This window comes from Tolumonas lignilytica (assembly GCF_000527035.1).
GTDB lineage: Bacteria > Pseudomonadota > Gammaproteobacteria > Enterobacterales > Aeromonadaceae > Tolumonas > Tolumonas lignilytica.
In genome coordinates, this window is the sequence record NZ_AZUK01000001.1 from 254,718 (window position 1) to 269,821 (window position 15,104).

14 protein-coding genes are annotated in these 15,104 nt (G+C 45.9%); 10 read left to right on the forward strand and 4 right to left on the reverse strand.

Translation table 11 applies throughout. The features are described 5' to 3' along the window. The first annotated feature begins 112 nt into the window (after nt 1-112). The 7 genes from nrdA to secF all read left to right on the forward strand — a co-directional run bounded on the left by nrdA (nt 113) and on the right by secF (nt 7,946). The gene (nrdA, locus tag H027_RS0101150; RefSeq protein ID WP_024870701.1) at nt 113-2,389 is read left to right on the forward strand and encodes a class 1a ribonucleoside-diphosphate reductase subunit alpha; all 2,277 of its coding nucleotides are present in this window, start codon (nt 113-115) and stop codon (nt 2,387-2,389) included. Between the two features lie 54 nt (nt 2,390-2,443). Then, a complete protein-coding gene (gene nrdB, locus H027_RS0101155) occupies nt 2,444-3,577 on the forward strand; it encodes a class Ia ribonucleoside-diphosphate reductase subunit beta (RefSeq protein ID WP_024870702.1) in 1,134 nt (377 codons plus the stop codon). A gap of 40 nt (nt 3,578-3,617) precedes the next feature. Further along, nucleotides 3,618-3,959 (forward strand): class I ribonucleotide reductase maintenance protein YfaE, encoded by a 342-nt coding sequence (gene yfaE / locus H027_RS17355; RefSeq protein WP_081741333.1) that lies wholly within the window; start codon nt 3,618-3,620, stop codon nt 3,957-3,959. A gap of 38 nt (nt 3,960-3,997) precedes the next feature. Beyond that, a complete protein-coding gene (locus H027_RS0101165) occupies nt 3,998-4,648 on the forward strand; it encodes a LysE family translocator (protein ID WP_024870704.1) in 651 nt (216 codons plus the stop codon). Nucleotides 4,649-4,728: 80 nt separating this feature from the next. Continuing rightward, nucleotides 4,729-5,130 carry a hypothetical protein gene (locus tag H027_RS0101170; RefSeq protein ID WP_024870705.1) on the forward strand — a complete coding sequence of 134 codons (402 nt, stop codon included), beginning with the start codon at nt 4,729-4,731 and terminating at the stop codon, nt 5,128-5,130. An 88-nt stretch (nt 5,131-5,218) separates the two neighbouring features. Beyond that, the gene (gene secD / locus H027_RS0101175) at nt 5,219-7,018 is read left to right on the forward strand and encodes a protein translocase subunit SecD (RefSeq protein WP_024870706.1); all 1,800 of its coding nucleotides are present in this window, start codon (nt 5,219-5,221) and stop codon (nt 7,016-7,018) included. A gap of 1 nt (nt 7,019) precedes the next feature. Beyond that, nucleotides 7,020-7,946, forward strand: coding sequence for a protein translocase subunit SecF (gene secF, locus H027_RS0101180; protein WP_024870707.1), 927 nt, complete (start codon nt 7,020-7,022; stop codon nt 7,944-7,946). 294 nt (nt 7,947-8,240) lie between these two features. Here secF and H027_RS0101185 read toward each other — a convergent pair whose 3' ends face one another. Beyond that, nucleotides 8,241-8,717, reverse strand: a complete 477-nt coding sequence (locus H027_RS0101185) for a hypothetical protein (RefSeq protein WP_024870708.1) — start codon at nt 8,715-8,717, stop codon at nt 8,241-8,243. Between the two features lie 126 nt (nt 8,718-8,843). Between H027_RS0101185 and H027_RS0101190 the strand changes: the two genes are divergently transcribed. Next, nucleotides 8,844-9,206, forward strand: coding sequence for a SpoIIAA family protein (locus H027_RS0101190; RefSeq protein ID WP_024870709.1), 363 nt, complete (start codon nt 8,844-8,846; stop codon nt 9,204-9,206). 39 nt (nt 9,207-9,245) lie between these two features. Here H027_RS0101190 and H027_RS0101195 read toward each other — a convergent pair whose 3' ends face one another. Next, complete coding sequence (locus tag H027_RS0101195; protein WP_024870710.1) at nt 9,246-9,923, reverse strand: tRNA-uridine aminocarboxypropyltransferase; 678 nt, start codon at nt 9,921-9,923, stop codon at nt 9,246-9,248. A 451-nt stretch (nt 9,924-10,374) separates the two neighbouring features. On the opposite strand from H027_RS0101195, the gene H027_RS0101200 reads away from it, so the two are divergent. Next, nucleotides 10,375-12,366, forward strand: a complete 1,992-nt coding sequence (locus H027_RS0101200) for a Lon protease family protein (RefSeq protein ID WP_024870711.1) — start codon at nt 10,375-10,377, stop codon at nt 12,364-12,366. Between the two features lie 57 nt (nt 12,367-12,423). Then, the gene (gene fabA / locus H027_RS0101205) at nt 12,424-12,981 is read left to right on the forward strand and encodes a 3-hydroxyacyl-[acyl-carrier-protein] dehydratase FabA (RefSeq protein ID WP_024870712.1); all 558 of its coding nucleotides are present in this window, start codon (nt 12,424-12,426) and stop codon (nt 12,979-12,981) included. Nucleotides 12,982-13,077: 96 nt separating this feature from the next. Here fabA and rmf read toward each other — a convergent pair whose 3' ends face one another. Together rmf and H027_RS0101215 are read right to left on the reverse strand one after the other, a co-directional pair. Beyond that, nucleotides 13,078-13,254: a ribosome modulation factor gene (gene rmf, locus H027_RS0101210; protein WP_024870713.1), complete on the reverse strand. Its 177-nt coding sequence runs from the start codon at nt 13,252-13,254 to the stop codon at nt 13,078-13,080. Between the two features lie 152 nt (nt 13,255-13,406). Further along, entirely contained in the window at nt 13,407-15,101 is a 1,695-nt protein-coding gene (locus H027_RS0101215; protein WP_024870714.1) for a DUF3466 family protein, read from the reverse strand. Nucleotides 15,102-15,104: the final 3 nt, after the last annotated feature.

A 15,104-nucleotide genomic window follows, 5' to 3' on the forward strand; every position in this document is an offset into this window, starting at 1 on the left:
TTTTTCATCAACCAGTTTTTGTCAAGCTATCACTTTCATTCTTTATGTTGTATTTTATATACATCATAGACACTACATATTGTGTTTTTCATAAACAACTACGGGAGTCACCATGACAGCTAGCCTGATGGTCACGAAACGGGATAATCATACCGAAGCACTGGATCTGGATAAAATTCACCGCGTTGTCACTTGGGCCGCAGAAGGTCTACAAGACGTGTCGGTTTCACAAGTTGAACTGAGCGCGCACATCCAATTCTACGACGGTATTCGCACGTCTGATATCCATGAAACGTTGATTAAATCAGCGGCGGATCTGATTTCCGAGCAGGCTCCCGACTATCAGTACCTGGCTGCACGCCTCGCGATGTTCCATCTGCGTAAAAAAGCCTATGGTGGTTTTACTCCTCCGTCACTGTTTGACCAAGTTAAAACACAGGTGGAAGCTGGTCGTTACGACCAGCAGTTACTGACCGATTACAGCCAAGAAGAGTTCGATCTGCTGGATAGCTATCTGGTGCACGATCGCGACATGCATTTTGCTTACGCCGCAGTTAAACAACTGGAAGGTAAATACCTGCTGCAAAACCGTGTGACCGGCGAAATCTACGAAAGCCCGCAGTTCCTGTATATGCTGGTGGCGGCATGTCTGTTTGCTAAGTACCCAAGAACTACGCGTCTGGATTACATCAAACGTTTTTACGACGCGGTTTCTACCTTCAAAATTTCGCTGCCGACACCAATTATGTCAGGCGTGCGTACCCCTACCCGTCAATTCAGCTCTTGTGTGTTGATTGAATGTGGCGATAGCTTAGATTCCATTAATGCAACTGCCTCTTCTATCGTGCGTTATGTTTCTCAGCGTGCTGGTATTGGTATCAACGCCGGCCGCATTCGTGCGCTGGGGAGTGAAATTCGTGGTGGTGAAGCGTTCCACACCGGTTGTATTCCATTCTATAAATACTTCCAGACTGCAGTGAAATGTTGCTCTCAGGGCGGCGTGCGTGGTGGTGCAGCCACTGTGTTCTACCCACTGTGGCATCTGGAAGTCGAATCACTGCTGGTATTGAAAAATAACCGTGGTGTGGAAGAAAACCGCGTTCGTCACATGGACTACGGTGTGCAGATCAACCGTCTGATGTATCAGCGTCTGATCCAAGGCGGTAACATCACGCTGTTCTCGCCATCCGATGCACCAGGTTTATACGATGCTTTCTTTGCGGATCAGACTGAATTTGAACGTCTGTATCTGCAATATGAACAAGACCCAGCGATCCGTAAACGTCAGATCAAAGCTGTTGAACTGTTTTCATTGCTGATGCAGGAACGTGCCGGTACAGGTCGTATCTACATTCAAAACGTCGATCATTGCAACACACACAGTCCGTTTGACCCAGCGGTTGCGCCGATCCGCCAAAGCAATTTGTGTTTGGAAATCGCGCTGCCAACTAAAGCACTGGATCATTATCTGGATGAAAAAGGCGAAATCGCCTTGTGTACGCTGTCAGCATTTAACTTAGGTGCTATCGAATCACTGGATGAATTGGAACCACTGGCTGAACTGGCAGTGCGTGCACTAGACGCGTTGCTGGATTATCAGGATTACCCAATTCCAGCAGCTAATAATGGTGCAATGTGGCGTCGTCCGTTAGGTATCGGTGTTATCAACTACGCCTACTATCTGGCGAAAAACGGTGTGCGTTACTCCGATGGTTCAGCGCTGGGTCTGACGCATCGTACTTTCGAAGCAATCCAATATTACCTGCTGAAAGCCTCGGTAAAACTGGCCAAAGAATCTGGCGCTTGCCCGCGTTTCAATGAAACCATGTATGCACAGGGTATTCTGCCGATCGATACTTACAAACGAGATCTGGATGACCTGTGCCAAGAGCCATTACATCTGGATTGGGAAACACTGCGCAGCGAAATCAAACAGCACGGTCTGCGTAACTCCACACTGACAGCACTGATGCCATCTGAAACCTCAAGCCAGATCGCTAATGCCACCAACGGCATTGAACCGCCACGTGGCTTGATCAGCGTGAAAGCATCAAAAGACGGCATTTTGCGTCAGGTTGTGCCTGATTACACGGAACTGAAAGATAACTACGAGTTATTGTGGAACCAACCAAACAATGATGGCTACTTGCAATTAGTCGGTGTCATGCAAAAATTCGTCGATCAGGCGATTTCTGCCAACACCAGCTATGACCCAAGCCGGTTTGATGGCCATAAAGTGCCGATGAAGCAATTGCTGAAAGATTTGTTAACTGCCTACAAATATGGTCTGAAAACACTGTATTACCATAACACACGAGACGGTGCTGACGATGCGCAGTTACAAGCTGCGCAAGCTGACGATTGTGCCGGCGGGGCATGTAAGATTTAAGCATATATGGCCTCTCACTGAGAGGCCTTAATACTTATAAGCAGGAATAGAATAATGGCGTACAGCACTTTCTCAAAACAACCGAACGATGCCCGCAAAGAGCCGATGTTTTTTGGCCAGACCGTTAACGTGGCACGTTATGACCAACAAAAATACGAAGTTTTCGAGCGCCTGATCGAAAAACAACTCTCATTTTTCTGGCGCCCGGAAGAAGTAGATGTTTCGCAAGATCGCATCGACTATCAGGCACTGCCACCGCATGAGCAGCATATTTTTATTTCCAACCTGAAATATCAGACTCTGCTGGATTCTATTCAGGGTCGTAGCCCCAATGTGGCATTGTTACCATTAGTTTCCCTGCCAGAGCTGGAAACCTGGATCGAAACATGGGCATTTTCTGAAACCATTCATTCTCGTTCCTACACCCACATCATCCGTAATATCGTGAATGATCCGGCAGTAGTTTTCGATGATATCGTGGTCAACGAACAAATCATCAAACGTGCGGAAGATATCGCCGGTTATTACGATGAACTGATTGAGCTGACTCAATACTGGCAGCTGCTGGGTGAAGGCACGCATCTGGTCAATGGCAAAACCGTGGTGGTTTCACGCCGCGAGCTGAAAAAGAAACTGTATCTGTGTCTGATGAGCGTAAATGCGCTGGAAGCGATCCGTTTCTATGTCAGTTTTGCTTGTTCTTTTGCCTTTGCCGAGCGTGAGCTTATGGAAGGTAATGCCAAGATCATCAAAATGATAGCCCGCGATGAAGCACTGCATTTAACCGGTACACAGCACATGCTGAACATTCTGCGTGAAGGCAGTGATGATCCGGAAATGGCTGAAATTGCCCGTGAATTGCACCACGAGTGTTTTGAATTATTCAAAACAGCAGCGGAACAAGAAAAAGAGTGGGCAGCGTATCTGTTTAAAGATGGCTCTATGCTCGGTTTGAACAAAGATATTCTGTGCCAGTACGTCGAGTTTATTACTAACGTGCGGATGCAAGCGGTTGGTTTGCCGTTGGCCTTTGATGCTGATCGTCAGAATCCACTGCCGTGGATCAACACTTGGCTGAATTCTGATAACGTGCAAGTTGCACCGCAGGAAGTCGAAATCAGCTCTTATCTGGTAGGTCAGATCGATGCTGAAGTAAACCCGGATGATCTTGGTGATTTCCTGCTGTAATCTTGCGTGAATATCACGCGATAGGAAAAAATCTGACACAATGAAACGGGAAAGTGTCGCACGGGGCAAAGTGACCATAATAACCCCGCATACCACGTTTAAGCTTTCCAGCGGCGAAAGTCTGCTGGATGGCTTGTTACGTACCGGCCATCAAATCGAGTATCAATGCCGTAATGGTTATTGTGGTGCTTGCCGCTGTAAGCTGGTGTCTGGAGAAGTGAGTTATCCTACCCTGCCACTGGCTTTTATTCCTGCCGGAGAGGTACTTACATGTTGTGCTAAACCAGAATCAACGCTAGTGCTTGATCTGCCCGCCGCGGAAAACGCGACAACCGCGAAGACGAATGAAATAAAGAAAGAACAGATCCCGCATACTGTTTGATGTTAGCCTAAGCATCTCTGTCATACGGGAGCACTGATATGTTTGGAATTCACGATCTCACGCTATTCATCATCTCTGGTTTTTTACTCAACGTAATGCCTGGCCCAGACTCATTGTTGATCATGTCCAAAAGTGCCTCCCACGGATGGCGCGCAGGTAGTATCGCCTCATTAGGGATTGGCTCTGGTGTGTTCGTGCATGTATTGGCCGCAGCCTTAGGTTTATCTGCAATCTTGGCCAGCTCCTCCACGGCTTTTACCGTTGTAAAATATATCGGTGCCGCCTACCTTGCTTATATCGGCGTTGTAGCCTTGCTTCAGAAATCAAAAACTAACTCAGCTGCAGCATCACAAGAAAAATCATTACTCACGGCCCCTCTTTCCATGCGGGCAGTGTATTGGCAAGGTTTTTTAAGCAATGCGTTAAATCCTAAAGTAGCCCTGTTTTTCCTGGCTTTTGTTCCGCAATTTATCAATCACGATGCCTCCAGCAAAGCGTTGGCATTCATCATTCTTGGTCTGATTTTTAATTTTAACAGTATGTTGTGGTGTCATTTTCTGGCCGTTTCTACCTCTTTGGCCAGTAAACGCCTCAAAGTCAGTCACACCGTTAGTTTTTGGCTGAATAAGATGATTGGCACACTGTTTATTGCGCTCGGCATGAAATTAGCCTTAGCAGCAAAAAACTAGCCTAACGAATATGAGCTTATTTTTGCTATCATTTCTGTGATAGCTTGAAAGTAGTTAACGGGGTTTAGTTGCGGTATTTCATGGATAAATTCAAGTGGTTCGTCATCGCGTTCGTCCTCGGACTGACGCTGTGCACCCATGCGTTTTATCCGGCAAAAATCGACTTGTCGTCATCCGTATCGCCAATCACCCCCCAGCAACAACTGGCTGATAATCTCGGCACATTTAAATTTATTACCAGTAATCAGCAATTACGGTTACGCCTGAGTTCTGTCATCAATGATGATGACGAATCAAAACCGGTACTGTTTGATTTAGTTAAAACCTGGGGCGGCGATGTCATCGCACTGCTGCTGGCCGGGTTAATTCTACTCATCACCCCGCTATTACAAAAATACAATGCCAGTGCGCTAGCCTGTTTTCCGGCTGCTTACTGGAACCTTAAAAATCTCCAGTTCCGCTTTTCTCATTCCAGAAACTAATTTTTTCACTGTACGTCTATAAACGCTCTGTGCCTGATTTCACGTCGGCGTAGCGATTATTTCATCTCAAAATATGAATCAGACTATGATGAAAAAAAATGAAAGTCTCATCAAAAACCGGATGAGCAAATGGCAATATGCCCTTTTAGCGTTGATATTTATCACTTTTAGCTTTTATTCACTGCCCACCTTCTTTGGCGAACGACCAGCCTTGGGCCTGCATTACGAACAGGCATGGGCTGGCAACGATAAAAATATTCTGCAGGAAAATCAGATCTCACCGGAAACGGTGATTCAATCGGCAGATAAAACATTACTGGTTTTTTCGTCACAAGCCGATCAGCAACGAGCCAAACAACTACTAGAACTGAATGGTTATGATAGTAGTCAACTCACTCTCGAATTTTTCTCTGACTCACCGGGTTGGATGCAATCGCTGGGTGCCGCGCCGATCCGGTTAGGACTCGATCTCCGCGGTGGTTCTCAGCTGTTAATGGCAGTGGATACCGACTTTATCGTTAAAAATCACACGCGTAATCTTGCCGATACACTACGCACTGAGTTTAAAAAAGAGAACTTACGCGGCACAACAATCACCGCCAATATCGATGAAGTGCAGATCACGTTACCAACCACACAGGAAATCAGCCCTTGGCTTAAGATTATCCGTCAGGAAACCACAGGCCAGACTAACCCTTGGATTTCACAACGCGAAGATAACCGAATAACGCTGCGGTTGAGCGAAACGGAGCGCAATACTCTGATCAACAATGGCGTGACGCAGAATCTGTCGATCCTGAAAAAGCGCATCCATGAACTTGGGATCGTCGAAGCTTCCGTGCAGCGCCAAGGGCAAAATGGTATCCGGATCGAACTGCCGGGTGTTCACAATCCGAAACAAGCCAAAGATGTGATTGGTGCCACCGCATCATTAGCTTTTTATCAGGTGAGTCATACAGGAAGTTACCAGCTACAGGATAAATCGGCTCGTAACATCAACATGATGCGTGAACCGGTGTTGAGTGGTGAACATATTGTCGATGCGCGCGCCAGTGCCGATGAAATGGGCCGTCCACAAGTGAGCATTGTGCTGGATAAAACCGGTGGCGATAAAATGAATTGGTTCAGCAGAAATAATGTCGGTCAGGCTATGTCGACGGTGTTTACTGAATATAAAAATGCGCCTGATGGTTCATTAAAGGCCAACAGTCAGGTGATTAATGTTGCCACCATTCAAACTACATTGGGTAACCAATTCCGTATTACCGGGCTTGATAGTCTGAGCGAAGCACAGGAGCTGTCGATGTTGTTGCGAGCCGGTGCATTGACTGCGCCACTCAAGATACTCGAAGAACGCTCGATTGGCCCGACGTTAGGTATGGAAAATATTAAAGCCGGATTCAGTGCCTTAGCCTTCGGTATGGTCGGCATGATGCTGTTTATGCTGGTGTGGTATCGCCGCTTTGGCTGGGTCGCCATCGTCGCGCTGATCACGAACTTACTGATGCAAGTTGGCTTGTTAGCCCTCTTACCCGGAGCAGTATTAACGCTGCCCGGCATTGCGGGGTTAGTGCTTACGGTGGGGATGGCCGTTGACACGAATGTGCTGATTTTTGAGCGGATTAAAGATCGTCTGCGCGAAGGTGGCAGTCTGGCGAATGCCATCGATTTTGGTTATCGCTCGGCATTTGTCACCATTTTTGACGCCAATATTACCACGCTGATCAGCGCCATTGTGCTCTACAGCATTGGTTCAGGTCCTCTGCAAGGCTTTGCTATTACGCTGATCCTAGGTCTTATTTCCAGCATGATCACCGGTGTCTGGGGCACCAGAGCGATTATCAATCCTATCTGGGGAAGAAGCTCCCTGAAACTGCTGCGGGTATAACATGATGAATCTATTTCGTACTTTAACGCTAACCCATTACCGTTATGCCGGGCTGATGCTCTCTGTCATTCTAACCCTGCTTTCCGTCATTATTCTTTCTATCTACGAGCTCCACCTTGGTCTTGATTTTACCGGTGGTGTATTGCTGGAACTTAAAATTCAGACCTTAAAAAGTGCCACCGAGCTAAATACCATTCTTAATTCATCATTAGCGAATTTTGTGCAGTTGCAATACAACGGCATTCCTGGTGAGTGGCTGGTGAAATTACCGCCGCAGGAAAATGGCTTTGTTGCCACTGAATTGGTGAAGCAAATCAGTGCTGATTTAAATCTGCCGGTTGAATTAAGTAAAACGACCATTGTCGGGCCTCAGGTCGGCGCTGATCTCTTTGAGCAAGGGTTATTAGCGCTCTTAGCGGCTTCAGTCGCGATCTCGGTTTATCTGGCATTCCGGTTTGAATGGCGACAAGCGATTGGGGTATTACTGTCTGTTTTACATGATGCGGTAATTGCTTTGGGTTTGCTGGCATGGATGCAAATCGAGTTTGATCTGAATGTCATCGCTGGTCTGATGGCCGTCATCGGTTATTCGCTCAATGACAGTATCGTGATCTCAGATCGATTACGCGACTTACTGCGCAGCCCTACGGCGACAGACATTTATCAATGTTCAAACAAGGCAATCAAGGCCACCTTCAGCCGAACTTTGATCACCTCAGGAACCACCTTATTTACCGTCAGTGCATTACTGTTATTTGGTGGCGAAGCGCTGTTTTCTTTTTCTTTTACACTGTTTATCGGGGTATTAGTGGGTACCGTCTCATCGATTACCATCGCATCAACGGTGCAGGAATTGTTGGGGTTAAGCGCCGAAGCATACCAAAAGAAAGAAGTGATTAACGATGACGGAATAACGGAATCACTCTGATTTTGAATCACCATCAGGGTTTATTACTTAATAGACCCTGATGTTTTTCAGCAATAACAGTGCTTAAACGATCTTTTTCTGCCACCAGCTAAAGATAAAAACAACAACCCAGCCAGCAATTTACAACGCTGATTAATTGATAGCGCGTGCAGTGTTAAATTTACTAATGAAATTAACGTCTCCGCATTACCATCAAATGAATGAGCTGCGCTCTAATTCAAAACACATTGAAATGTAACGAATATCTACACAGAACTAGAAACCGCCGCTTCTAGCTCTGTGTAACCCCACGGTTCAATCGTTCTTTACCACCGACAATGACGGTCTTTTTTTGACCGGAGGTTCGACAGAATCGATTGGTTCCTCTTCCCTTACGAAGTAGTGAAACGGTTGCGTATCGACGAGTTCCTTGCCATTCAGGCCATTCAAACTGATCAATTGATCCGTACTGAAGGAAATCTGTGTCACCACATTCTGAATCCTGCATTCAAAACTGATGACGTTCTCGTTATGAATGAAATATTTCATCGCCATCGGCGTCAGCGACAGCGTCACAAACCATAGACTGTCTTCTTTATGTACATGCGGCACTAGTGGTGCCGGGATCCATGGGCTCAGTTTGAATTCACCCTGCTCATCAATACATGATGCCAAAACCACAGCATGAATACTCTTTACCTCATCATTCTGACACATGTCTTCATAGACAATATCGAATACTGCAGAATTGATTTTTGCACATCGCTGAATTTGGTGCTCAATACTAGTCATGATGTCCTCTAATGATGGCTTAATGAATCGACTATCAATTTAAAAATGTAACATTGCCGGTTTCATCCATGAATTCTCTCGGAGTGATTATACTTTCTAGTAGATATGGCCTTGTCGGAGTTTTCCATGATCGAACTTTTACCCAACCTTCCTGACAATATTGTCGGATTCTCTGCTTCAGGGAAAGTCACCGCCGATGATTATGAAACCGTGATTATCCCCGCAATTGAAGCATCCTTCAGCAAATATCAACAAATCCGGGTGATATATCAGCTTGGCTCTGCGTTCACCGGTTTTTCCGCAGGCGCCATGTGGGATGACATGAAAGTAGGATTGTCCCATTTTAAGCAATGGGAAAAAGTAGCGCTCGTGACGGATCATGAATGGATTGCCGGAACCACCCAATTCTTTGGCTTGATTATGCCCTGTCCGGTTCAGGTATTTGCAGAAAAAGAATTGGATCAGGCTCTCCAATGGATCACGAGCTGATGTATTCGTCATCCCGATACAGAACGAGATGACACATGATTATTCTTTTTTATGTCGGGATTTAAGCATCAGATAACGTTCCCGAAATACAGAAAACCAGTCTTGCAGTACAGTTGCAGCAGCAAGATCTCCCTGCTGCTGCAACAGGCAAGCCGCGACTTCTGCAGTGCATAAATGGTTATCATGCGCGGCCACCCGGAGTCGATAAGCCGATAATGTATCCGGCTGAACAGAAATAACCGGAAATCCATCCAGATACGGACTTTTACGAAACATTTTCCGTGCTTCGCTCCAGGTACCATCCAGCAATATATAAAGTGGTCGTTTCGATAAACTGTTTGCCGATATCAGAACCTGCCGCGCCTCATCTTCTCTGACATAACTCTCGGGAAATACAACGACCGGTGAATACAACGGATTACGTAACAACGCCAAAAAATCCGAATCAGGATTAGTGCGAGACCACATAAATGCCGATGTATTTTCAGGAAATACATCGGCGATCAACCGGCCGGTGTTGGATGGTTTCATCGGCTCCGTGTCATACATCAGCAGACAAAAATCAGCCGCAGGTATGGCCGTGGGTTTCAGTGCACAAGCGCAATGAATTTCGGCCAAACCACAGCCTTCACAGCGAATAATGGAACCACCTCTTGCCTGAAACGGGCGGGTAGCGACCGCAATGCGTTGCCGTCTGAGTCGTTGAAATGCATTCATGTCGTAAAACCGAGAAAAATAAAAGGGGTAACCTTTCGGTTACCCCCAAAAACGAGGCACTGACAATATCAGCAAAAAGAAAGCCCTTTCAACTGGTTTTAGTGGGGGTGAATCACCGACAACCACCTGGGGGCAACAACACACAACAACAAAGGAAACACGAAGACAGAGCAGATGCTGAGTCAATATGAGTATATTTGATCCGGATAGAACAAATGTCCAGCAGTTTTTGTAATTTTTTTACGAACAAAAATAATTTTTTGGTTAAATAACCAACTTGATTACCGCGTTTTTTGCTTCAGATCATTTTATGACAGTGATTTATATCGTTTTAATTTCATTTATGTAAGCAAATTACAAAACAACCAATTACAAGTTGAACAGAAGAGATGGGTTTGTTGGCGGGGTTAGGTATAATTACTAATGTCTATTACAAAGGAATTAAATCTAAGTGACAGAACTAGCTGCTGAAGCCCTTCTTCCCGACTTTTCAGATTTGTCGTGTGAAAAACTATCCGCTGTTCAACCAATTAGTTTTGCAGAGACGCAGGAACGCGCCGCTTCGGCCATTTTACGTCTCAATACGGCCAGTCAAAGTTGTCCTGCCTTGTTGTTAAGCGGTTATCCCGGCGTTAACTACGAACAGGTCATTATGGATCTGATTGATGACTGCCCTAGCCCGTATAATCGAAGTTTTGACCTTTGTTATACCGAAAACCTGAAAAACCCGTTTCGGCCGATCTGGTTAAAACTGAAAGCAGGTTCAGGGCTGGAATTCTGTGAATTATTGGACGATTTGTTCAAATTGCTCCGTCTACGTCTCGACGCAGAAGCACTGGTAAACAAGATCCTGCGAAAACAAGACAATGACGAGAAAATAGCAGAATATCTCACCGAACTCTCTGCCCACGTCGCTCAAGATGGTGTCTTTACGCATCCCATCTTAATGAATCTGATGATTCATCAGCTACAACAGCAACCGCCGGTTATCTATGCCCGTGATTTAACCTGGCGCTCTTTATTTGGCGCCATCAATTACGTCACAGAACAAGGTTCCGTATACAGTAACCATCATCTGTTGGAACCTGGACTGTTGCGCGAAGCCAATGGCGGTTATCTGATCATTCCGGTCGACGAATTACTCATGAAACCGCAGCTCTGGTTCAAGCTGCATAATGCCTTGACGACCGGATATCTGGATTGGTCATCCCCCGAAGATACGCCGCCACAAACACCTTTCTTCCAGCCGGAAGTGACGCCGCTGGATATCAAATTAATTCTGGTGGGTGATCGGGTTTCTATTGCAGAATTTAACCTGCTGGATAATGAATTTTCTGAAAAAACCTTTTTACGTACTGATTTGGTTACTGAATTTCCTTATGAAGATGATACAAAGGATCTGTTCATCGGTTTACTCAGTCATATTCGTCATCATTGGAATTTACTGGATTTTGACACTTCAGCGATTAAAGAATTGATGCGGTTCTCATGCCGTCTGTGTGAACATCAACGGATATTGTCGCTGGCAGAAAACCAACTGGTCGCACTGATGCAATTGGCAAATAGCATTGCGACAGAGCAAGGCGCGGAATTGGTTGCCGTGCAGCATATTAAAGCCGCTTTGGCAGAACAGGAATATCGACTCAACTACATCGTTGAACAATCTGACCAAGGCATTGTAGACGAGCAAATCCTGCTGCAAACAGAAGGCGAAGTTGTTGGTCAAATCAACGGGCTCTCGGTTATTCAGATCATGGGGCACCCTTACGACTTTGGTGAACCCGTCCGCTTAACGGCAACGGTACATATGGGCGATGGTGATGTCTCCGATATTGAGCGTAAAGCAGAATTAGCCGGGCATATTCATGCCAAAGCCATGATGATTATTCACGGCTATCTTTCCACACTGTTCGGTGCAGAGAACCCCTCACCGCTTTCCGCCAATCTGGTGTTTGAGCAATCCTATAGCGAAATAGATGGGGATAGTGCCGCATTGACCGGTTTGTGTGCCCTGCTTTCTGCACTGGCTCAACAACCCATCTTCCAACATCTGGCCGTTACCGGCGCCGTGGATCAGTTTGGGAATGTTCAGCCGGTTGGCGGTCTTAACGAAAAAATCGAAGGGTTCTTCCGTGTCTGTTCCATTCAAGGTTTAAATGGTAAGCAAGGCGTTGTTATTCCTGATACCAATCGCCTGCAATTAATCTTGTCTGATGAGGTCATTGATGCGGTCAAAAATGGACAATTCCATATTTACCCGGTCAGCCATGTAGAAGAAGCCGTTGAATTACTAATGGGCTGCCCTGCGGGCTCAATTGATGATGAACAGACACTTTTTGGCCGGATCCGGCAACGATTAGACGATCTGAATGGCTCAGGTCGCAGAAATGGGCTATTCAGCACACTTTTCCGTAGATTACATTCACTGGTTGGACTTGCTTAGTCATCATATGTTGGGTAGATTCTCCAGTTCAAAATTGACTATAAGGATTTGATAAGCGTGTCAGTAGATATGACTAATACAGCAAACGTATCCCTGTGCGATCAGGGCCGTAACAGTTTCACCAAAGAAGACCTGCTGGCGTGTAGCCGTGGTGAGTTATTCGGTGAAGGTAATAGCCAGTTGCCAGCACCGAATATGCTGATGATGGATCGCATTGTAAAAATTACTGACACCGACGGTGCGTTTGAAAAAGGCGAAATCGTTGCTGAGCTGGATATCACACCAGACTTATGGTTCTTTGACTGCCACTTCCCTGGCGACCCTGTCATGCCAGGCTGTTTGGGTCTGGATGCGATGTGGCAATTGGTTGGTTTCTTCCTCGGCTGGAAAGGCGGCCCGGGTAAAGGTCGTGCATTAGGTGTCGGTGAAGTGAAATTCACAGGGCAGATCCTGCCAGGCGCGAAAAAAGTAACCTATAAAATTCAGATGAAACGCGTCATCATGCGTAAACTGATCATGGGTATTGCTGACGGCGTAGTGGAAGTGGATGGTCGTCCAATTTATTCTGCGACTGATCTGAAAGTAGGTTTGTTTAAAGATACTTCTTCGTTCTAATATTCAGTTCGTTCTAATATTCAGTTCGTTCTGATTTTCAGCTACCGCTGAAAGTAAAAAGGCTCACATAGTGAGCCTTTTTACATGAATTTGTGATTAATTAACCATATATCCCTGAGCGCGTTCATCTACCGCGTCTCGCCAGCCACCCAGCCAATAGCCTCTTGCATCTATACATTGATAAGGACAGAGCTCTTTAGAACGCCCAGCTAATCCAGCCTGGTACCCTTTAGTACGCGCTCTTTCTAAACGATCTCTTTTCTGTCTCTTCATACTGATTAATCCTCTTTTCCACAATGAAAAAAGACGACAGATTTGTATTTCTGTCGTCTTAAGTGATATCGGATTAACGCATGGAGATCAATAGAGGATCGCTAGTTTTTTGTGCTGAAACCCAATTTAATCATCTCATCATGACAATCTGATTAAGATTTCTTTACAAAACGGCGGTATTGTCCTACCACTGCCGCACCTGCCATCATCAGCAGACCCCAGATACCAAAACTACCACCACCACTGCTGGCACCGTAGTCAAAAACAGGTAATTGGTTAGTGACAACATAAGACGATGGAACATCACCGCTGCTGAAAGCGTAATTTTTACTCAATTTAACCACCACATTGGTGCCGTTTGTTAAATTTGACCAATCACTATAATTGTCAAACCGGCGAGCAGAAGCCAAGATCGTACCATCATCTAAAATGTCGTTGGCATACTCAATGTAATAGTATTTGCCATTCTGAACACAAGTTTTGGCACTGGCGCTATTCAGACCACAAATCAAATCATTGATGGCATAACGATTGCCTGAAGTAATGTTATACAGGAAGGCCTCTTGCAAACGCGGCACAGAACCATAAACCGGCTGTGTTGTTTCACTGCGTTCATCAGTCCAACCCACCACCTGATCATTATTGTTCAGTGCAGCAGCTTCAGAATCTACCCCATCGGTTGAAACAGGAATGCTTGTGGAGGTAATGGCACCACTCGCATACTTGGCGATGAACATTTGAGTTGGGTAATTACGGCTCACTAATTTGCGATAAACCCGGTTGCCCACAATATAGCCGTTGGTATTGATATCTACCGCCCAGCTGTGGTCAATTGGATTATCTTTATCGTTTGTACCAGGATTATCACCAGAGTTGCTAAAAATAAGGCTTGTTGCCGGTGTGGCAGAAAGCGAACCGGTTCCCAAATTCCAGAAGGTAGCCAGATTCTTCGGTTTAGCACTGTAGCCTTCTGTGGCTGAGTACCCGACCGCAACATATTGGCCATTGACATCAGCCACCTTCATTGCACTGGCAGTGTATGGATAAGAAGTGGAATAAGAGGTGTTATACGATGCAGCAAGCTGGGTTGATGTTACAACGCCAGAAGAGTTCAATAACCAGAAACCGGCTTGCGTCTCATAGCCAGGGCAATACGCTGAGTTCGATGATAGTGACGAGTTGCTGTAACAGTAACTGAACGCACTGTCCTTTTTCGCACCCGCTGTTCCCAGAACCAAGTAGTTAGACCCTACAGGGGTAATATCATAGGCAGAAGCGAAGGCATAATCGGTACCGGAGGTAACATCTACGGATGACCCAGACAGCGTGGCAACCGCCTTTCTCTGATGGCTGGTCAGACTGACATAACCGACAGACTGTGTCGCAGTACTATCCCGACTGTAGCGCGTAACCACACCGACAGATTCAGCATTGGTATCCGTTGTCACTGAACCTGATGCCACACCACTGGCTGTAATGCTATAGGTTTGATCGGCATTATTGCTTAAATCAGCAAACCACTGTGTTGCCGTATTAGTTTTATTTAAATAGGCATCACAAGTTGCACTGGATAATAAATTAGTACATCCATTTTCATAGTTATAGCGATGAGCCAGATCCATTCCAGTCGGGGCCATGTGGAAATAAGAGTACCAGTTACTGGTTACTGCGATCGTGGCGACGTTATTGCCATCACCTGAGATACTCAATGCCCACGGACCAAAATTGGCATTTCCCCGGTTGGCGGCGGTGGCAACTTCAGTAATTGAATAAAACGGAGCTTGATCAGCCAGAGCCGCACCAGCCAGCAGCAAAGGTAGCATTGCTGCAATTCGGGTCATTTTCATTAG

Coding starts and splice junctions, on each gene's coding strand:
- nrdA (WP_024870701.1), top strand. CDS start 113: ATGACAGCTAGCCTGATGGTCACGAAACGGGATAATCATACCGAAGCA.
- nrdB (WP_024870702.1), top strand. CDS start 2,444: ATGGCGTACAGCACTTTCTCAAAACAACCGAACGATGCCCGCAAAGAG.
- yfaE (WP_081741333.1), top strand. CDS start 3,618: ATGAAACGGGAAAGTGTCGCACGGGGCAAAGTGACCATAATAACCCCG.
- H027_RS0101165 (WP_024870704.1), top strand. CDS start 3,998: ATGTTTGGAATTCACGATCTCACGCTATTCATCATCTCTGGTTTTTTA.
- H027_RS0101170 (WP_024870705.1), top strand. CDS start 4,729: ATGGATAAATTCAAGTGGTTCGTCATCGCGTTCGTCCTCGGACTGACG.
- secD (WP_024870706.1), top strand. CDS start 5,219: ATGAAAAAAAATGAAAGTCTCATCAAAAACCGGATGAGCAAATGGCAA.
- secF (WP_024870707.1), top strand. CDS start 7,020: ATGATGAATCTATTTCGTACTTTAACGCTAACCCATTACCGTTATGCC.
- H027_RS0101185 (WP_024870708.1), bottom strand. CDS start 8,717: ATGACTAGTATTGAGCACCAAATTCAGCGATGTGCAAAAATCAATTCT.
- H027_RS0101190 (WP_024870709.1), top strand. CDS start 8,844: ATGATCGAACTTTTACCCAACCTTCCTGACAATATTGTCGGATTCTCT.
- H027_RS0101195 (WP_024870710.1), bottom strand. CDS start 9,923: ATGAATGCATTTCAACGACTCAGACGGCAACGCATTGCGGTCGCTACC.
- rmf (WP_024870713.1), bottom strand. CDS start 13,254: ATGAAGAGACAGAAAAGAGATCGTTTAGAAAGAGCGCGTACTAAAGGG.
- H027_RS0101215 (WP_024870714.1), bottom strand. CDS start 15,101: ATGAAAATGACCCGAATTGCAGCAATGCTACCTTTGCTGCTGGCTGGT.